The organism is Cryobacterium sp. RTC2.1 (assembly GCF_035018685.1).
Taxonomy (GTDB): Bacteria; Actinomycetota; Actinomycetes; order Actinomycetales; family Microbacteriaceae; genus Cryobacterium; species Cryobacterium glucosi.
Genome location: NZ_JASJXJ010000030.1, coordinates 1 through 22,934 on the forward strand (window position 1 = coordinate 1; position 22,934 = coordinate 22,934).

Sequence of the window (22,934 nt, forward strand, 5' to 3'; positions counted from 1 at the left end):
CTTCGATGGGTTGTCCATCGAGTGGCTCCGCCAACGATTCATTGGGAAACGTAGTCCCATTTCGTGCGCCCAGCGTCGTTTCCGCGTTTCTCCGCTTCGGCGCCTCGAAGCTAGTCTGAGAGGAACAAACCAGAGCGGGGGAGACGGATGCTGTCAGGCGAGCTGTTGAGTGAGGCCTATGGCCGGGTCGGCGGCGTGGTGCGTTCGGTGTTGCGGCAGGCCGGACCGGCCCTGCTCGAATACCGGGCGGACCCGGAGGCGAATTCGATCGCCTGGCTGGTCTGGCACCTGACACGGGTGCAGGACGGACATGTCTCCGAACTTCTCGGCGAGGACGAGGTCTGGATCAGCGGCGGCTGGGCCGCGAAATTCGACCTGCCCTTCTCCGACTCCGAGACCGGATACGGCCAGACCGCGGAACAGGTCGGCGGCGTCCGGGCCAGTGCCGAGCTGCTCGGCGGTTACTTCGACGCCGTGCACAGCCGGACCCTCGCCTATCTTCCGACGCTGACCCCCGAGGACCTCGACCGGATCGTCGACACCTCGTGGAACCCGCCCGTGACCCTCGGAGCCCGGTTGGTGAGCGTGCTGGCCGACGACCTGCAGCACGCGGGCCAGGCCGCGTTCGTGCGGGGCCTGGCGGTCCGTTCCGGGGACTGACCCCGCCGTGCGCCAGGGCGCCGTTCCTCCCGCCGCCGGCGCAACTCCTGCCGGGACCCGCGCGCGCGTGCCGCTGTGGCTCAAGGTACTCCTGTCGACGGCCCTGCTCTTCGTCATCGTCTGGTTCGTCGTCGTGCCGCAGTTCGCCGGCGTTGAGGCAGCCCTCGCGTCGCTGGAAAGCGTTTCGCTGCCGCTCGTTCTCCTGGCCGCTGCCCTCCAGCTGTCCTCGCTGCTCTCCTTCAGCGCGTTGACCGCCGCGGTGCTCGGACCCGTCCGGCCGGGCTACTTCACCCTCCTCCGGATCGACCTCGCGGACCTCGGGGTGAACCACGTGGTGCCCGGCGGAGGAGCGACGGCAGCCGCGGTGCGCTTCCGGCTCCTCGTCCGCGCCGGAGTGCGATCCGGCGCTGCGCTCACCACGGCGACCATCGAGACCACTGGTTCGAACCTCGTGCTCGGGATCGTGTTCGCCGGCGGGATCCTGTTGTCGATCACGACCCTTGTCGTCACGGGCACGTACATCGTGGCAGGGACGGTGGTGCTGGTCCTGCTGGTCGGCACGGGCGCCGGCGTCTGGTTCCTGACCCGCCGGACTGAGCTCGTCGTGCGTGGATCGCGCCGGGTGGCGGCGCGCGTGCCGCTGGTCTCCGAGGATCGGGTCGAGGTCTTCGTTCGCAGCGTGGCGGCGCAGGTCCTCGAGCTCGTCACAGACCGACGGCGGATGTCCGCCGCGCTCGGCCTCGCCGGCGCGAACTGGCTTCTCGACGCTGCTTCGCTCGGAGTCCTGCTCGCCGCGTTCGGGCATCCGCTTGCCATCGGCCCGCTGCTGGCGGTCTACGGGCTCGGCGGGCTCCTCGCGCTCCTGCCGTTGACCCCGGGAGGCCTCGGTATCGTCGAGGGTGTGCTCGTGCCCGCCCTCGTCGCGGTCGGGACTCCGCACGCGACGGCGCTGCTCGCCGTTGTCGGCTGGCGGGTGCTCGAGTTCTGGCTTCCGATCCCGCTCGGTCTCGCCGCCTACGTTTCGCTGCGCCTCGGCGTGCTCCGGCGGCGTCCCGCCGCTCCCTGAGCGTCACGGGCGCGGTATGCGCATCCAGGAATATTCGTTCTCCGGACGCCCAGGCGTCCCGTAGCGCGGAGAGCGCAGAACGGTTCCGGTGTCCGCGAGGTACTCGAGGTACCGGCGAGCCGTCACCCGGGAGATCCCGAGTGCGTCGGTGACCTCGCTCGAGGAGACCGGGGACTCGTGCTCTTTGAGGAAGTCGACGACGGCCGAGAGGGTGCCTTCCGCGAGTCCTTTCGGCCGGGGAAGCTCGGCGGGCGCGCGCAGGCTCGCGAATGCCAGGTCGACGTCCGACTGGTTGGTGACCCGGGATTGGGTGCCGAGCTGGAGTCGGAAGTCCCGGTACTGGCCGAGCTTCTGCGCGAAGGTCGCGTAGGTGAACGGCTTGATCAGGTATTGGACGATGCCTGCTGCCACCGCGCCACGCACGATCTTCAGGTCGCGCACCGCCGTGATCGCGATGATGTCCGTCATCAGCCCGGCCGAACGCATCCGGCGGCTGACGTCGAGGCCGTGGAGGTCGGGGAGGGTCATGTCCATCAGGACCAGGTCGATCGGGCGGCCCGCGGACTCGGCTTCTGCCAGCGAACGCAGGGCGGAGTGTCCGTCCCGCGCGGTTCCGGCGTGGACGAAGCCTGCCAGGCGACCGAGATAGACCGCGTGGGCTTCAGCCGCGATGGCCTCGTCTTCGACGACGAGCACGCGGATGTCCGCGTCAGGCATCGTGCGGATCCCTCGCTCCGGTGGGGCGCACGGCGGCGACCTCCGCTGAGGGTGCCCGGCAGGGAAGCGTGACCGTGAAGACCGCGCCCCTCCGGAATCCGATCGTCAGGGTACCGCCGAGGCGGTTGACGGTCTGTTGGACCAGTGCGAGGCCGAGCCCACGCCCGAACTCACCGGGTTCCTTGGTGCTGAAGCCGCGGCGAAGCACGTCGTCGAGCGTCTCCGGATCGACGCCATGGCCGCTGTCGGCGACTTCGACGACGACGGAGGCCGCACCGCTGTGCACGGAGAGGTGGACCTCCCGCGGCGCCGCGGCGTCCATGGCCGCGTCGAGGGCGTTGTCGATCAGGTTGCCCACGATCGTGACGAGGTCCCTGGCCTGCAGCCCGGTGTCGGACAGGCTGCCGGTGGCCTCGACGGCGAGGACGACGCCGAGCTCGCTGGCCTGGGCGAACTTACCCATCAGCAGTGCGCTCAGCACGGGCTCGTCGACCGACGCGACCACCTCGTCCGTCAACATCTGGCCGAGTTCGAGGTCCCTGGTCGCGAATTCCAGTGCGTCTCCGGTGCGGCCGAGTTCCATCAGCGAGACGATCGTGTGCAGCCGGTTGGCATGCTCGTGCGTCTGGGCCCGCAAGGCATCGGACAGGGTCTGCATGGACTGCAGCTCGCTGCCCAGGGACTCCAGATCGGTGTGGTCGCGGATCGTGGCGACCCACCCCATCGGCGTCGATTTCCCACGGCCGCTCACCGGTGGCGCGAGTGCGGGCTGCTGGCTGACGACGAGCACCCGGGTGCTGGTGAGGTGGATCTCATCCTGCACGGGGCGGCCACTGCGGAGCAGGTCACCGAGTCCCGCCGGGAGCTCGAGCTCGCCGAGGGTCGGGGCGGCGGCTCCGCCCCTCGGATTCGCCGGTCGGGACGGGATGCCGAGAAGCTCGGCGGCCTGGTCGTTGTAGAGAACGAGGTCGCCCTTTAGATCAACGAGGACGAGGCCTTCCCGCACGGAATGCAGTACGGAGTCGTAGTACACGAACAGCTGGGCGAGCTGTTCCGGTCCCCAGCCCAGGGTGACCCTGCGCAGGTAGCGCCCGATCAGGGACGTGACGATCGCGCCGGCCACGAGGAGGGCGAGTGCCAGGCCCAGGACAGCGGGCAGTCGGGCGGTCAGGGCGATCGACAGGTTGCTGGTCTTCACCCCGGCAGCGACGAGCGCGCGGACGGCGCCCTGCGCATCGACGACGGGCACGACTGCGCGGACGGACGGGCCCAGGGTTCCCGTCGTGACCTCGGTGAACGGCGTTCCCGCCAGGGCCGGCGCGATGGTGCCGATGTACGGCCGCCCGATTTCCGATTCGGTCGGGTGAGTCCATCTGGTTCGGTCCGGCGCCATGATCGTGATGAAGTCGAGCCCCGCCTTCTGCGTGACGCTGAGCGCGTATGGCTGCAGGAGCGCGCTCGGATCCGGGGTCCCGCTGGCCTCCAGGACGAGCGGGTTCTCCGCGATGGCCGTCGCGACCGACAGCATCCGGCTCTCGGTTTCGGCGTAGCCGCGATCGCGAGCGTCGATGAACAGTGCCGTGCCGACCGAGGCGGCGAGCGCGACGATGAAGACGGAATGGGCCAGGAAGAGCCGGCGCGCGATGCTCCAGTCGCGGATCATGGCGTGCCGCCCTTCTCACCTCGATGTGAATGAAACCATATGCCCGTCGCGCGTGAACAATATGACCGCAACCGTGACGCCACGCGCCGCGTCGACCATTCTGAAACGCACAACACCAGACAAAGGAGTCTCTCATGGCAGCACTGCGAGCCACACGTCCGGTCCGGCCGGCGAAACGGATCGACACGTCCCACTACCTGTACATCGCGGTCGTCGTGGCCGTCGTGCTCGGCATCACCGTCGGCCTGCTTTTCGGCGGGAAGGACGGCTTCGCCGTCTCGCTCAAGCCGCTCGGCGACGTGTTCATCGCACTCATCAAGATGATGATCTCGCCGATCATCTTCTGCACGATCGTGATCGGCATCGGCTCGATCGCGAAGGCCGCGACGGTCGGACGGATCGGCGGACTGGCGCTCGGGTACTTCCTCGTCATGTCGACCTTCGCACTCGGAATCGGGCTGCTGGTCGGGAACCTGATCCACCCCGGCGCAGGGCTCGACCTGAAAGCGGCCGCGGCATACGTGCCGCCGGCCGCCGCGGACTCGCAGGGCTTCTTCCTGGGCATCATCCCGACGACGCTCTTCTCGTCGTTGACGAGCGGCAACATCCTGCAGACCCTCTTCGTCGCACTGATCGCCGGGTTCGCCCTGCAGAAGATGGGCAGGGCGGGCAAACCGATACTCGAGGCGATCGCGAACGTGCAGGCCCTCGTCTTCCGGATCCTGATCATGGTGATGTGGCTCGCTCCGATCGGCGCGTTCGGCGCCATCGCGGCGGTCGTGGGCGCGACAGGCTTCCAGGCCGTGGTCAGTCTCTTCACCCTGATGGGCGCCTTCTACCTCACCTGCATCCTCTTCATCGTCGTCATCCTCGGCGGGCTGCTGAAGATTTCCACCGGCGTGAGCATCTTCAAGCTGATGCGCTACCTCGGCCGGGAATACCTCTTGATCTTCTCGACGTCGTCGTCTGAGGCGGCGCTGCCGCGGCTGATCGCCAAGATGGAGCACCTCGGTGTCTCGAAGCCGGTCGTCGGCGTCACCGTGCCGACGGGGTACTCGTTCAACCTCGACGGCACCGCCATCTACCTGACCATGGCCTCCCTCTTCATCGCCACAGCAATGGGCCAGCCCCTCGCCCTCGGCGAGCAGATCGGCCTGCTCGTGTTCATGATCATCGCGTCGAAGGGAGCCGCCGGTGTGTCAGGTGCCGGCCTCGCGACCCTCGCTGCGGGGCTGCAGGCCCACGCCCCGCAGCTGCTCGGCGGTGTCGGCTTCATCGTCGGCATCGACCGGTTCATGTCGGAGGCCCGCGCACTCACGAACTTCACCGGCAATGCCGTGGCCACCGTTCTGATCGGCTCCTGGACCCGGGAGATCGACAGGGCCCAGGTCGACCGGGTCCTCGACCGACTGGAGCCGTTCGACGAGACCACGATGATGGCGCACACCATCGATCCCACCCCCGCGGAGCGGTCCGTCGCGGCAGAACGGGCTGCGCAGTCTGCGGTGCTCGAAGACGCCAGGCACTGACCCAGGCCCCACCTGGTGCGCGGCGCCGGGCCCGCCCCCTTCGAGGGCGGGCTCGCCGTCGCGCATCCGTGTTCTCGCCGGGGAGGGATAGTCTCGGAATCAGCGCCGCCGGAGGCGCCTGACCGGGGGACCGAGAAGAAGATGACGGAGATGCCCGACCTCACGTCGAAGGAAACCGCGAGGCTGAACCCGGAGCCTCCCGAGGCGACGACGCTCGCGGACTTCGCGAGCAGCAGCGCCGGTGAGGTGCTGAGCCGACTCGGGTCAACGGCTGCGGGCCTGACCGGCGTCGAGGCAGCTCGTCGGCTCGCCTCGACCGGACCCAATGCGGTGCGCACGCACAAGGCAGGTCCCCTGTCCGTGCTCGGCAGGCAACTGCGCAGTCCCATCCTCATCCTCCTGATCGTGACCGCCGCCCTGTCGCTTCTCCTCGGGGACGTCACCAACTCCATCGTGATCGGCGTCATCCTCCTGGCGAGCGTCGGGCTCGGCTTCAGCAATGAGTACCGGGCCGAGCTCGCCGCCGAGGCGCTGCATTCGCGGGTGACGCACAAGGCCGTCGCCGTCAGGGACGGGTCCCTGGTCGAGATCGATGTCGTCGACATCGTTCCCGGCGACATCCTCCACCTGTCCCTCGGCGCCGTCGTCCCCGCCGACATCCGCCTGCTCTCGTGTGAGGACCTGCTCTGCGACGAGAGCATCCTGACCGGGGAATCACTGCCGGTTGACAAGTCGCCGGAACCCATCCCCGCCGGAGCGGCGCTCGGCGACCTGAACTCCTGCGTGCTGATGGGCACGGTCATCCAGTCCGGAAGCTGCGTCGGCGTGGTCGTCTACACGGGCGCCCACGCCGAATTCGGGCGCATTGCGCTCGGCCTCGGCACCCGGCAGCCGCAGACCGAGTTCGAGCTCGGCCTGCGGCGTTTCTCGCTGCTGCTGCTCCAGGTGGCCATCGGGCTGACGACGCTCATCTTCGTCGCAAACCTGCTTCTCCAGCGCCCCCTGCTCGAGTCCCTGCTGTTCTCGCTCGCGATCGCGGTCGGGATCACGCCCCAGCTCCTGCCCGCCGTCGTGTCTACGAGCCTCGCCACCGGAACCAGGGAGCTCGCGAAGCGCAAGGTGCTGGTCAAGCGCCTGGTCTCGATCGAGGACCTCGGAGACATGGACGTGCTCGTCACGGACAAGACGGGAACCCTGACCGAGGGGAAGATCTCGTTCACGACGGCGCTCCCTGCGGCCCCGCACGTGGACGCGGGTGACGTCCTCCGGTTCGGGCTGCTCGCGACCGAGGTCGACTACTCGACGGGCACGGTGTCGACGGTCGGCCAGAACCCGCTCGATGTGGCCGTCTGGGCCGCACCGGAGGGCCCGGCCTCGCAGGTGTCCGAGTACACCCGGCTCGACGTGATCCCATTCGACCATGAGCGCCGGATGACAAGCGTGCTCGTGCGAGACCCGGCAGGGACGCTCACCCTCGTCACCAAGGGATCGCCCGAGGATGTGCTCCGGGTCTGCCGCGACGTGGCACCGGCCGCCCGGCACCTGCTCGACCAGCAATACGCGAAGGGCAGCCGCGTCGTCGCGGTGGCGACCCGGACCGGCTCCGGGCTCACGGACATCAGCCCGGCCGATGAGAACGACCTCACGCTCGCCGGGTTCCTCATCTTCCTCGACCGCCCGAAACAGAGCGCGCGGGCCTCACTGAAGCGGCTCGAGACCCTGGGCATCTCCGTGAAGATCGCGACGGGGGACAACGCCCGGGTCGCGGAGAAGGTGTGCGGCGACCTCGGCCTCGAGTCGGGAGGCACCCTGACGGGCGGGGAGATCGACGCCCTCACGGATGCCGAACTCGCGGTCCGGGCGGAGGAAGCGAGCATCTTCGCCCGGGTGTCCCCGGAGCAGAAGTCCCGGCTCATCCACGCCCTGCGGGCGAACGGGCGTGCCGTCGGTTTCCTCGGCGACGGCGTCAACGACGCCCTCGCCCTGCACGGAGCCGACATCGGGATCTCGGTGGACAGCGCAACGGATGTCGCCAAGGACGCCGCGGATGTCGTGCTGCTCGACAAAGACCTCGGAGTGCTGGCAGACGGGGTGATGGAAGGTCGACGGATCTTCGCGAACACGATCAAGTACGTGCTGATGGGCACCTCGAGCAATTTCGGCAACATGTTCAGCGCGGCGACGGCATCCGTCGTGCTCAGCTTCCTGCCGATGCTGCCGGGGCAGATCCTGCTGAACAACCTCCTGTACGACGCCGGCCAGCTCGCCATTCCCGGCGACAGGGTCGACAAGGAGCAGCTGCTCGCGCCCTCGCACTGGGACATCGGGTACATCCGGCGCTTCATGTTCCTGTTCGGCCCGATCAGCTCGCTCTTCGACTTCGCGACCTTCGCGCTGATGCTCCTGGTCTTCCAGGCCGCGCCCGGAGAGTTCCGGGCCGGGTGGTTCATCGAATCGCTGGCCACGCAGACGCTCATTATTTTCGCGATCCGCACCAGACGGGTGCCGTTCCTGCGCAGCCGGGCCTCTCGAGGGCTCACCATCTCGGCGTTCTCCGTTGTCGCGATCGGCATGTACCTGCCGTTTTCTCCGCTCGCCGGAGTCCTCGGCTTCGACCCGCTGCCGCTGCCGTTCTTCCTCGCCCTGGCCGGGATGACCGTGCTGTACCTCGTCCTGGTCGAGTTCGCCAAGCAGTGGTTCTTCAGCCGCCCCGCGCAGCAGCCGACGGCCACCCGTCAGCGGGTCTCGAGCCACCACCTTGCCCGGCGCGCGGCACGCTTCAGCGTCGTGGAACCGGGAGCGGTCGTCGCCAGGCGACGGTCGGCCTCGCGGCGCCGACGTGCCAGGGCCGGGCGGAAATAGCCTCACGACGCAGGCGGATCCTGACGGAGGCTGATCAGGGGCCGATCAGGAAACGGATCAGGAGGCGAGGGCGGCGACGATCGAGTCGCCCCACTGTCGTGCCCGGTCGAGCTCCCCGTCGGCGAGCGGTCCGGTCTTGCCGTCGACGATGAACCCCGTCGGCCGGGTCAGGATGTGGGCCCCTGCGGACTTGAGCCTGCGGGTCACCCTTCCTGCGGCATCCCCGTGCAGGGGCGAGTGGACCCGGGTGTCGAAGGCGGCAGCCTGGATGCCGCGCAGGGTGCCGGGGTTCAACTGGTCGAGGAAGGCCTGCATCCGCGGTGACGGACGCCAGCCGTTGATCGGGCAGCCGACGACGAGGAGATCCACTCCGGTCAGGCTGTCCGGGCTGATGGTCGAAACGGACACCGCACTGCCGCCGATCGCATCCGCGATGGCCCCTGCAACGGATTCGGTGGTGCCGTAGTTGGAATCGAAGACAACGAGCGCGCTCACGAGCGGCCTCCAGTCGGAAACGACGGTTCAGATGCTCTCAGTGTGGTCCCGGAGGGTGGGCCTGTCGAGGCTCGTTCGTGCCGGAGAAGCACCCAGAACGGGTGTCAGACGGGTGCGATCAGTCGTCGAGGCCGCGCGCGACGAGGGCCTCACCGATCGCATCCGCTGCGTACAGGGAGCGCACGACGACCGGCACCGCGAGCGCGAGCAGGGAACCCTGGGTGCCGCGGGCCCTGCGTGCCTCGAGTACCTCGGTGACGATCTCGGCGACGAGGGGGATGCAGCGCAGAGTGATCGCAACGAGCAGTCCGACCCTGTCGGCATCGACCCAGCGATCGAAGGGGCGGAGCAGCCGCTGGAACCCCTCGAGGACCGCCGTGACGGTGGTCGTGAGCGTGAAGAGCGCTGCGAGGGCGACGGCCGCGAGCAGCCGCCCGGCCATGAGCGCCGCCGGCACCCAGCCAGACAGGAGCGCCTGGATCGGCACGGCGATCAGGAGGATCCACAGGATCGGACCGATCTGCTGCCAGGCTGCGCGCGGAGGCACGCCGGCCACGGGATACAGGCCGGCGATGATGCCGAGAGCGACCAGGAGCTGCCACGGCTCGCCGAGAATGCCGACCCAGAGCACCCCGGCCGACAGGACGGCGAGCTTGAGCAGGGTCGGCGCCCGGTGGAGGAGTGAATGCCCGGGGGAGTAGAGGCCGATCATGCCAGCAATGCCCGGTACGCATCGATGGCCACGGCCGGTGCGCCGTCCGCGACGACCGTGCCGTCCTCGATGCAGATCACCCTGTCGAAGTCTTCGAGCAGGTCGAGCTGATGGGTGACCACGATCACCTGCTGGGTCATGGCCCGGAAGAGGTCGGCGATGCGCCGGGAATTGCGGGCGTCCAGGAGCGTTGTCGGCTCGTCGGCCACGACGACCTGCGGCTCGCCGACGAGGACGGCGGCGAGGGCGAGCAACTGCTTCTGGCCACCGGAGAGCCGATGCGCCGGATGGGCGGCGTGGGCGCTGAGCCCGAAGCGGTCGAGTGCCGCCTGGGTACGGCCGGCGATCTCGGCGGCGCCCAGTCCGCGTTTGCGGAGGCTGAACGCGACGTCTTCCTCGACGGTGGGCATCACGATCTGGTTGTCAGGATTGGTGAAGATGAAGCCGACCCTGCGCCGTACTTCGCGCGCGTTCTTCGCGACGAGGAGCCCGTCGACCGTGACAGTCCCGGCATCCGGTGTGATGAGCCCGTTGATCAGGCGGACGAGGGTGGATTTGCCCGAGCCGTTCGCGCCGACGATCCCGATGCGGCGTTCGGTGAGGGTGAGGCTCAGGTCGCGGAGCACGCTGCGGTCGCCGAAGGAGTGCGACACTCCGTCGAAGACGATCGTGCTCACGGTGGCCTACTCGTCCGAGGCCCGGGCCGGGGTCGGGGTCGCGGTCGAGGTCGAGGTCGGGGTCGAGGTTGCGGACGACGCGGTGACTGCGCGGCGGCGGGGGATGAGCCCCGGGTATGCGCGGTGCACCTGCCGGGCGACGAGCACCGTGACCACGGCCTTGATCGCGTCTCCGGGCAGGAATTTCGAGGCGTCGACCAGGGCGCCCCAGATCGGGAGGTGCAGGGTGAACGCCGTGACGGGAACGCCGATGGCGTAGATCATGACGATGCCGCCGAGCACGGTCGCGCCGAGGGCGGGCCAGAACGGGTATTTCGGGAGCAGCCGGCTGGTGAGATACCCGATCACGAGTACGCCGAGGAGCCAGCCGTAGAGATAGCCAGCGGACGGCGAGGTCGTGAACCAGGCGAGGCCGCCACGGCCGCCGGCGAGCAGCGGCAGCCCTGCGGCCGTGAGGGCGAGGAAGAGCAGTACGGCGAAGAAGCCCTTGCGGGCCCCGAGGACCGCGCCGGCGAGCATCACGCCGAGGGTCTGCAGGGTGATCGGCACCGCGATCACGCCGAGGGAGAGAGGTCCGGGGACGCCGAGCGCCGCGATCAGCGCGGCGAAGATGGCGATCTGCGCGAGGTCGCGCACGGTCAGGGTTCTGGCGGTCATGGTTTTCAATGTACGAGCAGCGCGGGGGCGGTTTCCAGAGGAGACCTACAAAGAATCCGGCGGATCTCTATCCGCCGGCGCCGGGGACGGCCACAGTGGCGGCGTCGTTGCCCGTCCCGGCGAGCCGGGCTGCCCGATCCTCCATCGCCGTGATCGCATCGGCGGCACGCACGAGGGCGAGGTGGCTGAGCGCCTGCGGTGTATTGCCGGCCTGGCGGCCCGCGCCGACGTCGTACTCCTCGCTCAACAGGCCCACGTCGTTGGCGAATCCGACGAGCCGGTCCATCAGGGCCCGGGCGTCTTCACCCCGTCCGGAGTTCGCGTACTGCTCCACGAGCCAGAAGGAACAGGCGAGAAACGGATGCTCGCCACCGGCCAGTCCGTCGACAGGAACCTCCGTGCGGTAGCGCAGCACCAGGCCGTCCCGCAACAGGTCGGCCTCGATCGCGGCGACCGTGCCGAGCATCCGGGCATCCGTCGGATCATGGAAGCCCACCTGGGGAAGCACGAGCAGGGAGGCGTCGACCTCCGTGCCGCCGAAGTACTGGGTGTATGTGCCGAGTTCGGCGTTGAAGCCCCGCTGCTCGATGTCGCTGCGGATCTCGTCCCTGAGGGCGGTCCAGCGTTCGACGGGGCCGTCGAGGCCGAATTCGGTACAGCCCCGCACCATCCGGTCGAAGGCAGCCCAGACCATCACGCGGGAGTGGGTGAATTCGCGGGCCGGACCGCGCACCTCCCAGATACCCTGGTCCGGCCGGGACCAGGTTCGTTCGAGGGACCCGATCAGGGCGCGCTGCAGCGGCCAGGAGAATTCGCCCTCGGTGAGGCCGCTGTGGCGCGCGGCGTGCAGTGCCACCATGACCTCGCCGATGACGTCGGCCTGGAACTGGTCGACGGCGCCGTTGCCGACCCGCACGGGGCTGGACCCGCGGTACCCGGGCAGGCTCGGGAGCTCGCGTTCCGGCAGGTAGCGTTCGCCGGCGAGGCCGTACATGATCTGCACGTCGTCCGGGTCGCCGGCGATCGCGCGCAACAGCCAGCCGCGCCAGTTCTGGGCCTCCTCGGCGTACCCGTGCGCGAGCAGCACGCTGAGGGCGAGCGCCGCGTCGCGGAGCCAGACGTAGCGGTAGTCCCAGTTGCGGTGGCCGCCGCGGAATTCGGGCAGCGAGGTCGTCGCCGCCGCGACGATGCCGCCGGTTTCCTCGTGGGTGAGCGCCCGCAGCACGAGCATGGAGCGCACGACTTCGTCCCGGTATGGACCGTCGTGGGTGCACGAGCGCGCCCAGTCTGTCCACCAGGCGGTCGTCGCAGCCAGGGCGGCGTCGACGTCGATCCGGGCGGGCGGCGGCCGGTGCGAGGGATGCCAGGCGAGCTGCAGGTCGACGACCTCTCCCGCCGCGACCGTGAATGTGGCCGTGTGCCGGTGATCGGCGGCGGTCAGTTCCGGGCCGCGCACGGCGATGGCGTCTGGCCCCGCGACGGCGAGCAGCACGGTCTCGCCGTCCTGGTGGACCTGGCGCACCCAGGGAATGCTCACTGCATAGCCGAAACGGATGCGCAGTTCCTCGGTCATCTCAACGGCACCGGCCAGGCCGCGCACCCGGCGGAGCACGTCCGGCCGGCCGTCACCGTGCGGCATGAAGTCGAGGACCTCGACACGTCCGGTCGGGGTCGTCCAGACCTGGGCCAGGATGAAGGTGCCGTCGACATAGTTGCGCGTGCTCGTTGCAGCGGGGTCTGCCGGGGCGAGCAGCCAGCGCCCGTGGTCCTCGGTGCCGAGGAGCGCGCCGAACATGGACGCGGAGTCGAAGCGCGGCAGGCAGAGCCAGTCGATGCTTCCGTCACTGCCGACGAGGGCCGCTGAATGGCAATCGCCGATCAGGGCGTAATCCTCGATGTTCAGGGGCATGCAGACATCCTGTCACCGCGCGGGCGTCCTCCGGCCGTGAGCGGATGCCCGGGCCGGGACCCGGAGGAAATCCTCAGGCGACGAGGCGGGCGCGTTCTGCGGGTTCGACAGCGGTGTACCCCGGGAGCGGCACGGCCGAGACGAAACGTTCCGCCTGCGGGGCAGTCGGCTTGCGGGCCGCTGCATCCGGTTCGGCCCAGACGGTGATGGGGGCGGGGGTGAACGACAGTGCCGCCGGTTCACCGACGGACTCGCCGCGCAGTTCCGAGGTGGCGCTGCGGAGCGCGGATGTCAGGGAGGCGGCCACCTGGCGGGCCTTGAGGCCGTGGAAGATCACGTCGGTGTCCGCGGGGCTGCGCGGAACGAGGGTCCAGAGTCCCTGCTCGCCGATCAGCCGCGACAGCTCGCCGTGGAAGAGGTCGAACACCTCGTCGTCGCTGAGCTCGGGGGTGGGCAGCACCGGTACCGGAATAGCAGGCGCGGCACGACGTCGTCGACCAAACATCGGGAGCCCCTTTCGATCGAAAGCTCTTTCTGCTATCAGTGTGGCGGCCCCGGGCATGATTGAACCGCGGACACGCCGGTCAATCGCGAGTCCGGGAGGGAAACCGGGGCTTTCTAGCTGTCGATTTGCCGTTCATCGGCATCTTTGACGATGGTGCCAATGGCGACGGCTGCGCTCAGCGCCCAGCCGATCCACATGAGCAGCAATCGCCAGTCGCGCGGTCCGCGCCGGGTGGCCTGCAGGATGTTCCAACCGCCGGCGACGACGCCGAGCATCGCGCTGCTGAAGATGAATTTTCGCATGGGTCCTCCGAGGACCACGGTACCCGGATCGGGACCGGGTCGTGTGCCGCCCGGTCCCAGGCATCCGGCATGTTTCCGTCGGGTGAACAAACTGACCGACCGTGCAGGAACTGACCGATCGGTCAGGTAAGGTAGTCCAGTGCAGATCGAACCGGAAGACCTCGTCCCCGCAGCGGCCGCGACCGCGACCGCGACCGTCCGCCCCGGCGCGGGAGCCGAACTGCGGGTCATGGCGCTCCAGCAGTTCGCTGCCGTCGGGTTCGCCGGTACCTCCCTGCAGCAGATCGCAGCATCCGCCGGGTACTCGAAATCGAGTGTGCTCTACCATTTCGCCTCGAAGGACGCCCTCCTCGGCGAGGTGCTGACCCCGGCCATCGAACGCCTCGAGGCCATCCTCGGCGGGTTCACGTCGACCTCGGAGAACGCGGCCTCGCGGCACCGGTTCATCGAGGACTTCGTCGACTTCCTGCTCCAGTACCGGCTCGAAGTGCATGTCCTGATCAACCAGGCCCAGTCCCTCAAGGGCATCGCCGTGATCGATCGGGCCAGGGCCCTGATCGTGCGCCTCGGCGACGCCCTCTGCCAGGAGCACGCCACGACCATCGACCGGATGCGCTTCGGTGTCGCGCTCGGCGGCGCCGCGTACTCCCTCGTCGCCGGCCTGACGTTCTTCGACGAGGACATCACGCCGACCGACGATCTCCGGCCCGCCCTCATCACCCTCCTCTCCGAGCTCCTCGCCCCCGTCGCCGTCCGCACCACCCAGCCCAGGAAGTAATCACAATGGCAACCCTTCTGTATCGGATCGGCCACTTCGCCTACAAGCGCGCGTGGCTCGTCATCGGCGTCTGGGCACTCCTCCTCGTCGGGATCCTCGGCGGCGGCATCGCGCTCGGCGGCAAGACCGCCGAGTCCTTCGCGATCCCAGGCACCGAATCGCAGGACGCGATCGACCAGCTCGCCGCCGTCTTCCCCCAGGCGGCCGGAGCCTCGGTGCAGGTCGTCTACAGGACGCCGGACGGGGCATCCGTCAACACGGAGCCGTACAAGACGGCCATCACCGACATGGCGACCGAACTCGAGGCCGTTCCCGGCGTCGTGTCCGTGATCACCCCGTATTCCGACTACGCCTCGAGCGCCATCTCGACGGACGAGGCCACCGCGCGCAGCGTCGTTCAACTCGACGGTCCATCCGCGGATGTGACGGACGCTACCCTCAACGCCGTCACGGCGACGGCCGCGATCGCGGAGAAGGCCGGTCTCGAGGTCGCCTTCGGCGGCCAGGTCTTCTCGTCCAACACCTTCGGCATCACCATCACCGAGGTCTTCGGCCTCCTCTTCGCCGGGGTCGTGCTGCTGATCACCTTCGGGTCGCTCGCCTCGGCTGGGATGCCCCTGCTGATGGCGCTCATCGGCGTCGGCGTTGCGATCGGCGGTATCACCGCGATCTCCGCGTTCGTGCCCGTCTCGAGCACCGCACCGATGCTCGCAATGATGCTCGGGCTCGCCGTCGGCATCGACTACTCACTGTTCATCCTGTCCAGGCACCGGACCCAGCTCGCCAGGGGCGTCGAGCCGCACGAATCGGCATCGACGAGCGTGGCCACCGCCGGGAGCGCGGTCGTCTTCGCCGGGCTCACCGTCATCATCGCCCTGCTCGGACTGCTCGTCGTCGGAATCCCGTTCCTGAGCGTGATGGGTGTGGGAGCCGCGGTCGCCGTCTTCATCGCCATCCTCGTCGCGATCACCCTCCTGCCCGCGATTCTCGGCCTCGCCAAGGGCCGCCTCACCCCGAAACCCGGCGGGCGCGCCCACAACCGGGCGACCATGCCGGACACGGGCAGGCCCACGATGGGCCGCCGCTGGGTGGGCCTCGTGATGAAGGCGCCGATCGTCGCCGTCATCCTCGTCGTCGGAATCCTCGGCACCCTCGCGATCCCCGCGCTCAGCCTCGACCTCAACCTGCCGGACGGAGCGTCCGAGCCGGTCGACTCGACCCAGCACAAGGCGTTCACCATGATCGAGGAGGGCTTCGGTCCCGGCTACAACGGCCCGCTCATCGTGGTCGTCGACATCACCCAGACCACGAACATCTTCCCTGACCTCGAGACGATCAGCGCCAAGCTGCGTACCCTGCCCGACGTCGCCTTCGTCGGCAAGGGCACCCCGAACGCCACCGTCGACACCGCGATCATCCAGGTGATGCCGAACAGCGCGCCGAACGACCCCAAGACCAAGGATCTCGTCCAGGCCATCCGCGACCTCGCGCCGGGGATCGACTCCGAACTCGGGACTCCCGTCACGGTGACGGGAGCGACGGCCGTGTCGATCGACATCTCGAACCGGCTCAGCAACGCCCTCATCCCGTTCGCGCTCATCGTCGTCGGGCTCTCGATCATCCTGCTGACGATGGTGTTCCGTTCCGTCTTCGTTCCGGTGAAGGCCGCGGTCGGGTTCCTGCTCTCCGTCTTCGCCTCGATCGGTGCGACCGTCGCGATCTTCCAGTGGGGATGGTTCGCCGACCTGCTCGGGGTGAGCACGCCCGGTCCGATCCTGAGCTTCCTGCCGATCCTGCTGATGGCCGTGCTCTTCGGACTGGCCATGGACTACGAGGTCTTCCTCGTCTCCGGCATGCGTGAGGAGTACGTCAAGAACAACGACCCGCGCCAGGCCGTCGTCTACGGATTCGCACACGCCGCCCGCGTTGTCACGGCAGCGGCACTCATCATGTTCTTCGTCTTCTTCGCCTTCGTACCCGACGGCACCGGGGCGATCAAGGGCATCGCATTCGCCCTGGCCGTCGGCGTGTTCCTCGACGCCTTCCTGGTGCGGATGACCCTCGTGCCCGCAGCGATGGCCCTCGCAGGCCGGGCGGCGTGGTGGCTGCCGCGCTGGCTCGACCGACTGCTCCCCAACGTCGACATCGAGGGCGAGGGACTTCGACACCACATGCTCGACAGCCACTGGGCGAAGGCCCAGGACGGCGCCATCACGGCGGACCAGGCCGTCTTCGGCCTGCCGGGCAGCACGATCGGCCCGCTCACCGTCTCCGTGCCGACCGGATCGGTACTGGTCCTCACGGGGACCACCGCCCATCGCCGGGTCGTCGCCGCGACGCTCGCCGGCCGTCTCGACCCGGTCTCCGGCCGGCTCCAGGTGCTCAGCTACCCGCTGCCCTCCGAACGCGGCCGCGCCTTGCGCGTCGTCGCGCTCGCCGATGTCGGCGACAGCCGCGACAACGGCCTGACCATCGGCGAACTGCTCGCCGAGCGACTCGACCTCACCCAGCCACGGTTCCGCTCCCGCAGCCGGCGCGGTCAGCTCGACGCCTGGATCGGACGGATCAACCGTGCCATCGCCGACGACCGTGCCCCGGTCGCACCCCTCACCGCGGACACCCCGGTGTCCTCCCTCTCCGCCGTGTCCCGTGCCGCGGTCCTCGTCGCGGCGGCGCTCGCCGAGCGTCCTGGCGTCGTCGTCATCGACCTGGGTGAAGGACTCCCCGCCGATCCCGCAGGACTCAGCATCGGTGTCGTGGTTGCGACGCTCGCCCCCGCAGACACCACGCTCATCATCGCGGCGGCGTCGCAGCATCCGCTCGCCGCAGCCGGCCGGGCCGTGCTCGTCGTCGACCTCGAAACGCTCGAGCCCGTCGAAACGGCGGGTCCCACCGCCCGCGGAGCTCTCGGCGGATACCCACCGCTCGACCCGGAGCCGCGTCATGCGACCCGGCCAACCGACACCCTCGACCCCCGCGACGCCGTCTTCGGCGCCGACGCCCTGGATGGAAAGGCCGCACTGCGATGAGCACCACGCTCGAACGACTCTTCAGCCGCACGCCGGGACAGCGCCGCTGGACCTTCGGCGCCGTACTCGCCGGACTGATCGTGGTACCCCTTGCGGTCGCAGGCGTCTTCGCCGGCGCGCTCGCGACCGCCGACCAGCGGCTCGACACCCTGCCGGCGATCGTCGTCAACAACGACACCTTCGTGACGACGACGGCCGCGGACGGCACGAAGCAGACCGTGCTCGCCGGGCGCCTGCTCGTGACCGAGCTCACCGCGCCGGCCTCGTCGCGGACGGCGTCGACCGGGTTCGCCTGGACGATCTCCAATTCCGCGGACGCTGCGGCGGCACTCGCCTCCGGCAAGGCATACGCGGTGCTCACCATCCCCGCAGACTTCTCCAAGTCGATCACCTCGATCGGCACCGCAGCGCCGACCCAGGCCGAGCTCGCCATCCGCACCGATGACGCGCATTCCTATCTCGCCGGAACCGTCGCAGGGACGGTCGGCTCCGCGATGACGGGCGTCTTCGGCCGGCAGATCACGACCCAGTACCTGAGCGGCCTGTATTCCGGCCTGTCAACGCTCGGCGGCTCGCTGACGACGGCAGCGGATGGCGCCGGCCAGGTCTCGACGGGCGTCACCGGAGTGGCCACCGGCCTCGATTCCCTCTCCGGGGGCGCGGCCTCCGCTGCAACCGGGGCGGCGTCCGCCTCGACAGGAGCGTCGAGCTTCGCGACCGGGGTTACCGCGTACACGAACGGGGTGGATGCGCTCAGTGCGGGCCTCGGCAAACTCAACACCGGCACGGCAGGTCTCAGCGCCCTCAGCAGTGGCGTCGCCCAGTACACCGGGGGAGTCACGCAGGCGGCAACCGGGTTCACCAAGGTCTCGGCGGGCTTCACGACGCTGGCCGGCCAGTTCGCCGGGGTCGCCGCGGCGATCAAGGCTGACCCCGCAAACGCCGACGCCTACATCGCCCAGTACCAGGCCGGACTCGACACGTACCAGGCCGGACTGACCCAGTTCCAGGGCGGACTCGACACCCTCTCGACGCAGGGCGCCGGACTCAGCCAGCAGACGACATCCGCCCTCACCGGGGTGCAGGGCGGCGTGGCGCAGAGCGCGACAGGGGCCGCGAAGCTCGCAGCAGGTTCGGCATCGCTGCGGACGGGCGCGACCGGCCTCGCCTCCGGCGTCTCGAGCCTCTCGAGCGGCGTCTCCCAACTCGCGACGGGGACCGCGGCCGCGGCCACCGGGGTGCACCAGCTCGAGACGGGCGCGAGCCAGCTCGCGACCGGGCTCGCGTCCGGAGCCGAGAGCGCGAAGAAGCTGAACCAGGACGACCCTGCGCAGTCGGCTTCGGTCGTTTCCGAGCCCGTCGCCATCACCACGAGCCGCGACAACCCGATCGCGACGATCGGCCCGCTCCTCGGGATGGTCTTCGTGCCGGTGGGGCTCTGGATCGGCGCGCTCGCGATCTTCCTCGTGATGCGCCCGGTGACAAGCACCGCTCTCGCTTCGACCGCCTCAACAGGGCGCCTTGTCTCGCGTGGCTTCGGCCGGGCGTTCGGCCTTGCCGCAGCCCAGGCGGTCGTCGTCGTCGCGCTGCTGCACGCCTCGCTCGGCGTGACCTGGACCCTGCTCCCGGCGACACTCGGCTTCGCGGTCTTCCTCGCGTTCGTCTTCGTCGCGGTGCACCAGTTCCTCACCGTGGCGTTCGGACGGGTCGGCATCGTGGTGTCCCTCGTGCTCCTCGCCCTGCAGCTCACTGCGGTCGGCGGACTGTACCCGATCGAGCTCGTCTCGGCGCCGTTCCAGGCGATCAGCCCGTTCCTGCCGCTCACCTGGGCCGTGAGCGGCATGCAGGGGATCGTCTCCGGAGGGGGAGCAGGTGCGCTCAATGCCGTGGGCATCCTGCTGCTCTTCGCGGTGGTCAGCATCGGCCTGACGTTCTGGGCCGTTGCCGCCAAGCGCGGCCCGCGCTCCTTCGCCCTGGCCCTCGCCCGCGGCTGACGCACGAGCTCCTTCCGCGAGAGCGGGTGAAACGTCGGTTTGAGCGGACCAGACCGACGATTCACCCGCTTTCGCGCGTGGGGACGGGGCTAGTGCTGCTGTCCGGGGCGCAGGGACTCGTGGGCGCGGGGCGACCGCGGGGCGCGGCGCACCCGGCGCTGGGCGGTGTGCAAGCGCGCGAACGCGAGGGTCTCCACGAGCAGCACGAGGCGTTCCTGCTCGGTGCGCGCCTTGCGGGTGTTGACCTCCGCGACGATCCGGCCGTCCCAGCCGGTGCGCGCGAGCAGGTTGAGCACCTCGGCGACCGGCTCGCTGCCACGGCCGGGCAGCAGGTGCTCGTCGAAGACTTTGCCCTCGTCGAGGGAGCCGGAGCCGTCGCAGAGATGCACATGCCGGAGACGGTCGCCGAGCTCCGTCGCCATCGCGAGACTGTCGAGCCCGCTCAGGGCGCAGTGCGAGAAGTCGAGCGTGACGGCGTCGCAGTCCATCCGGGTGGTGTCCCAGCCGGGGGAGTACGCCTTCATGCCCCGGCCGCCGAACTTCCACGGGAACATGTTCTCGACCGCGATCTCGATGCCGCTGTCCGCGCTGATCTCGCGCACGGAGTCGAGGAACGTGACGGCGAAGTCGGCCTGCCAGCGAAACGGCGGATGCACCACGACGGTTCGCGCCCCGACCTCGGCCGCGAGCGCCGCCGAGCGTTCGAGCTTCACGAGTGGGTCCCGACCCCAGACGAAATGCGTGAGCAGGAGCACGGGAGCGTGGATCGAGAAGATCGGCAGCTTGTATTTCCGCGACAGGGCCAGGAGCGCAGCGGCATCCTGGGTGACGTCGTCGCGGGAGACCATGATTTCGATGCCGTCGTAGCCCGCGAGTTTCGCGAGCCGGAAGGCGTGCTCCGTCGAGAGCGGATAGGCGCACGTCGTGCTCATGCCGATGCGAATCATTGGCGCCAGAGTAAACCCGACTGCTGAACAACGGGTGTCGCGCGCCCGAATAGTCAGGGGGCTCCGCCGGGGCTGCTGGTATCCTTGGAAGTTCACCGAGGTGCGTGCGCCGTGCAGGTACCGGAACGGACCAGCCATTTCGATTGAAGCCGTTAACACGCCCGCCGCCGAGCCGAAGGTGACATACGCCCTCGTCGCTGTCTCGAACCGGCTGCCCGTGGACTTCGTCGTCGCCGAGGACGGCACCGAAAGCTGGAAGACCTCACCCGGCGGACTCGTCACCGCCCTCGAGCCGCTGATGCGCTCCTCCGACGGCGCGTGGGTCGGCTGGCCCGGCGTCGCCGACCGCGAGTTCGCCCCCTTCGAAAACGACGGCATCAACATCGTTCCCGTCTCACTGACCGACGCCGACCTCGAGGACTACTACGAGGGCTTCTCCAACGACACCCTCTGGCCGCTCTACCACGACGTGATCTCCCCGCCGAGCTTCCACCGCGAATGGTGGGAGGCGTACGTGCGCGTCAACCGCCGGTTCGCCGAAGCGGCCGCCGCGGCCGCGGCAGCCGGTGCAACCGTCTGGGTGCACGACTACCAGCTGCAACTCGTGCCGCGGATGCTGAGGGACATGCGCCCCGACCTCGTGATCGGCTTCTTCAACCACATACCGTTCCCGCCGTACGGCATCTATGCGCAGCTCCCGTGGCGTAAGCAGATCCTCGACGGCCTGCTCGGCGCCGACCTGATCGGCTTCCAGCGGCTGGCGGATGCCGGCAACTTCTCCCGCGCGGTCCGTCGCCTCTTCGGATACACCACCCGCGGTGTCGCGATCGACGTTCCAGGCGCCGGGGGACACCACCGCCGGGTGATCGCCAAGCACTTCCCGATCTCGATCGACGCCGTCGCATACGCCGACCTCGCGAAACGTCCGGAGATCCAGGCCCGCGCGCGCCGCATCCGCGAGGACCTCGGCAACCCGAAGACGATCATTCTCGGCGTCGACAGGCTCGACTACACCAAGGGCATCGGCCACCGGCTGAAGGCCTTCGGCGAGCTCCTCGAGGACGGGTCGATTTCCGTCGAGGACGTCACCCTCGTGCAGGTCGCGAGCCCGTCCCGGGAACGGGTCGGAGCGTACATGGCCCTCCGCGACGAGATCGAACTCGCCGTCGGCCGGATCAACGGCGACTACTCGACGATCAGCCACACCGCGATCAGCTACCACCACCACGGCTACCCGCGCGAGGAAATGGTCGCCCTGTACCTCGCCGCAGACGTCATGCTCGTCACCGCCCTCCGCGACGGGATGAACCTCGTCGCGAAGGAATACGTCGCCGTCCGCGACGACAAGGACGGCGTGCTCGTCCTGAGCGAATTCGCCGGGGCGGCCGACGAACTCAAGCAGGCCGTGCTGATCAACCCGCACGACATCGACGGCATGAAGGCAGCCATCCTGCGTGCGATCGCGATGCCGCGCCCCGAACGGCAGCGGCGGATGCGCGCCCTGCGCCGCAAGGTGTTCGACAACGACGTCGCCGCCTGGTCGTCGTCCTTCCTCCGCACACTCCGGGAGGGTGCCGCCGTGCAGCCCGGCGTTCCCGATGATCTCGCTCACGCCCTCCGCGACTTCAGTTCCGCGGGCTCGCTGCTCATCGCGCTGGACTTCGACGGCACCGTCGCCCCGATCGTCGACAACCCCCAGGACTCGCGTGCCGTCGCCGGCACCCGGGAGGCCGTCGAACGCCTGATCGGACTCGACGGCGTGCGTGTCGCCCTCGTCTCCGGCCGGTCGCTCGCGAGCCTGCGCCAGGTCGCCGAACCGCAGGTCGAGGTGCTTCTGACCGGTTCACACGGCATCGAGGTCCAGCTGGACACCCCGGGCGAAGAGCTCGGACTCGACCAGGACGAACTCGACCAGCTCGACACGCTCGCCCGCGTGCTCGAACGGGTCTCGGCATCCGTGACGGGTGCATGGATCGAACGGAAGCCCGCCGGCCTGGCCTTGCACACCCGCAAGTCGACCGCGCAGGCCGGCCAGGCCGTGCAACGCGACGCCCGCGTGCAGCTCGGCGCCGTGCTGCCAGACCTCACCGTGCGCGAGGGAAAGAATGTGCTCGAATTCTCCGTGCGCTCGAGCTCGAAGGGTGACGCGCTCGAACGGCTCCGTGCATACACGGGCGCCGACCGGGTGTTCTACGCCGGAGACGACGTGACGGACGAAGACGCCTTCACCGCACTGCACCCCGGCGACCTCGGACTGAAGATCGGCGCAGGCACCTCCCTCGCGGGCTACCGGGTGCGCGGACCGGAGGAAGTGCCGATCGTGCTGCAGCTGATCGCCGACCTCCGGGAGGCCGCCCCAGCTCCCGGAACCCCCGGAACTCCCAGCGAACGGTAACCCTGCGGCAAAGTTCCCGAAACACAGGTTCTAGAAT

The 22,934-nt window shown here is 69.2% G+C and carries 18 protein-coding genes; 8 read left to right on the forward strand and 10 right to left on the reverse strand.

What is annotated here, in order from left to right:
- The first annotated feature begins 147 nt into the window (after positions 1-147).
- A complete protein-coding gene (locus tag QN357_RS06005) occupies positions 148-660 on the forward strand; it encodes a mycothiol transferase (protein WP_134447330.1) in 513 nt (170 codons plus the stop codon).
- A 7-nt stretch (positions 661-667) separates the two neighbouring features.
- Positions 668-1,726 carry a lysylphosphatidylglycerol synthase transmembrane domain-containing protein gene (locus tag QN357_RS06010; protein WP_134447332.1) on the forward strand — a complete coding sequence of 353 codons (1,059 nt, stop codon included), beginning with the start codon at positions 668-670 and terminating at the stop codon, positions 1,724-1,726.
- A 3-nt stretch (positions 1,727-1,729) separates the two neighbouring features.
- On the opposite strand, the gene QN357_RS06015 is transcribed toward QN357_RS06010, so the two are convergent.
- Positions 1,730-2,443 (reverse strand): response regulator, encoded by a 714-nt coding sequence (locus tag QN357_RS06015; protein WP_134447334.1) that lies wholly within the window; start codon positions 2,441-2,443, stop codon positions 1,730-1,732.
- Complete coding sequence (locus QN357_RS06020) at positions 2,436-4,106, reverse strand: sensor histidine kinase (RefSeq protein WP_323504675.1); 1,671 nt, start codon at positions 4,104-4,106, stop codon at positions 2,436-2,438. The genes QN357_RS06015 and QN357_RS06020 overlap by 8 nt, the downstream gene beginning before the upstream one ends.
- Positions 4,107-4,240: 134 nt before the next feature.
- Here QN357_RS06020 and QN357_RS06025 point away from each other — a divergent pair, with 134 nt between their 5' ends.
- Together QN357_RS06025 and mgtA are read left to right on the forward strand one after the other, a co-directional pair.
- Positions 4,241-5,635 carry a cation:dicarboxylate symporter family transporter gene (locus QN357_RS06025; protein WP_134447338.1) on the forward strand — a complete coding sequence of 465 codons (1,395 nt, stop codon included), beginning with the start codon at positions 4,241-4,243 and terminating at the stop codon, positions 5,633-5,635.
- A gap of 150 nt (positions 5,636-5,785) precedes the next feature.
- Positions 5,786-8,497, forward strand: a complete 2,712-nt coding sequence (mgtA, locus tag QN357_RS06030) for a magnesium-translocating P-type ATPase (RefSeq protein WP_323504676.1) — start codon at positions 5,786-5,788, stop codon at positions 8,495-8,497.
- 57 nt (positions 8,498-8,554) lie between these two features.
- Here mgtA and QN357_RS06035 read toward each other — a convergent pair whose 3' ends face one another.
- The 7 genes from QN357_RS06035 to QN357_RS06065 all read right to left on the reverse strand — a co-directional run bounded on the left by QN357_RS06035 (position 8,555) and on the right by QN357_RS06065 (position 13,754).
- The gene (locus QN357_RS06035; protein WP_134447340.1) at positions 8,555-8,992 is read right to left on the reverse strand and encodes a flavodoxin family protein; all 438 of its coding nucleotides are present in this window, start codon (positions 8,990-8,992) and stop codon (positions 8,555-8,557) included.
- A gap of 118 nt (positions 8,993-9,110) precedes the next feature.
- Positions 9,111-9,704: an energy-coupling factor transporter transmembrane component T family protein gene (locus QN357_RS06040; RefSeq protein WP_134447342.1), complete on the reverse strand. Its 594-nt coding sequence runs from the start codon at positions 9,702-9,704 to the stop codon at positions 9,111-9,113.
- Positions 9,701-10,381 (reverse strand): energy-coupling factor ABC transporter ATP-binding protein, encoded by a 681-nt coding sequence (locus tag QN357_RS06045; RefSeq protein WP_134447344.1) that lies wholly within the window; start codon positions 10,379-10,381, stop codon positions 9,701-9,703. The genes QN357_RS06040 and QN357_RS06045 overlap by 4 nt, the downstream gene beginning before the upstream one ends.
- A gap of 6 nt (positions 10,382-10,387) precedes the next feature.
- Positions 10,388-11,038 carry a biotin transporter BioY gene (locus QN357_RS06050; protein WP_134447346.1) on the reverse strand — a complete coding sequence of 217 codons (651 nt, stop codon included), beginning with the start codon at positions 11,036-11,038 and terminating at the stop codon, positions 10,388-10,390.
- Positions 11,039-11,105: 67 nt separating this feature from the next.
- Positions 11,106-12,947, reverse strand: coding sequence for a glycoside hydrolase family 15 protein (locus tag QN357_RS06055; protein ID WP_134447348.1), 1,842 nt, complete (start codon positions 12,945-12,947; stop codon positions 11,106-11,108).
- 73 nt (positions 12,948-13,020) lie between these two features.
- Positions 13,021-13,407 carry a hypothetical protein gene (locus QN357_RS06060; RefSeq protein ID WP_322135584.1) on the reverse strand — a complete coding sequence of 129 codons (387 nt, stop codon included), beginning with the start codon at positions 13,405-13,407 and terminating at the stop codon, positions 13,021-13,023.
- A gap of 158 nt (positions 13,408-13,565) precedes the next feature.
- Positions 13,566-13,754, reverse strand: a complete 189-nt coding sequence (locus QN357_RS06065) for a hypothetical protein (RefSeq protein WP_134447351.1) — start codon at positions 13,752-13,754, stop codon at positions 13,566-13,568.
- 139 nt (positions 13,755-13,893) lie between these two features.
- Here QN357_RS06065 and QN357_RS06070 point away from each other — a divergent pair, with 139 nt between their 5' ends.
- The 3 genes from QN357_RS06070 to QN357_RS06080 are packed head-to-tail and all read left to right on the forward strand — an operon-like array spanning position 13,894 to position 19,555.
- Complete coding sequence (locus QN357_RS06070) at positions 13,894-14,532, forward strand: TetR/AcrR family transcriptional regulator (RefSeq protein ID WP_134447353.1); 639 nt, start codon at positions 13,894-13,896, stop codon at positions 14,530-14,532.
- Positions 14,533-14,537: 5 nt separating this feature from the next.
- Entirely contained in the window at positions 14,538-17,561 is a 3,024-nt protein-coding gene (locus tag QN357_RS06075; RefSeq protein ID WP_322135585.1) for an MMPL family transporter, read from the forward strand.
- Positions 17,558-19,555 (forward strand): YhgE/Pip family protein, encoded by a 1,998-nt coding sequence (locus tag QN357_RS06080; RefSeq protein WP_322140874.1) that lies wholly within the window; start codon positions 17,558-17,560, stop codon positions 19,553-19,555. The genes QN357_RS06075 and QN357_RS06080 overlap by 4 nt, the downstream gene beginning before the upstream one ends.
- Before the next feature lie 89 nt (positions 19,556-19,644).
- Here QN357_RS06080 and QN357_RS06085 read toward each other — a convergent pair whose 3' ends face one another.
- A complete protein-coding gene (locus QN357_RS06085; RefSeq protein ID WP_134559402.1) occupies positions 19,645-20,502 on the reverse strand; it encodes a sugar phosphate isomerase/epimerase family protein in 858 nt (285 codons plus the stop codon).
- Between the two features lie 178 nt (positions 20,503-20,680).
- Here QN357_RS06085 and QN357_RS06090 point away from each other — a divergent pair, with 178 nt between their 5' ends.
- On the forward strand, positions 20,681-22,897 hold the full coding sequence (locus QN357_RS06090; RefSeq protein WP_241975378.1) for a bifunctional alpha,alpha-trehalose-phosphate synthase (UDP-forming)/trehalose-phosphatase: 2,217 nt from the start codon (positions 20,681-20,683) through the stop codon (positions 22,895-22,897).
- The last annotated feature ends 37 nt before the right edge of the window (positions 22,898-22,934 follow it).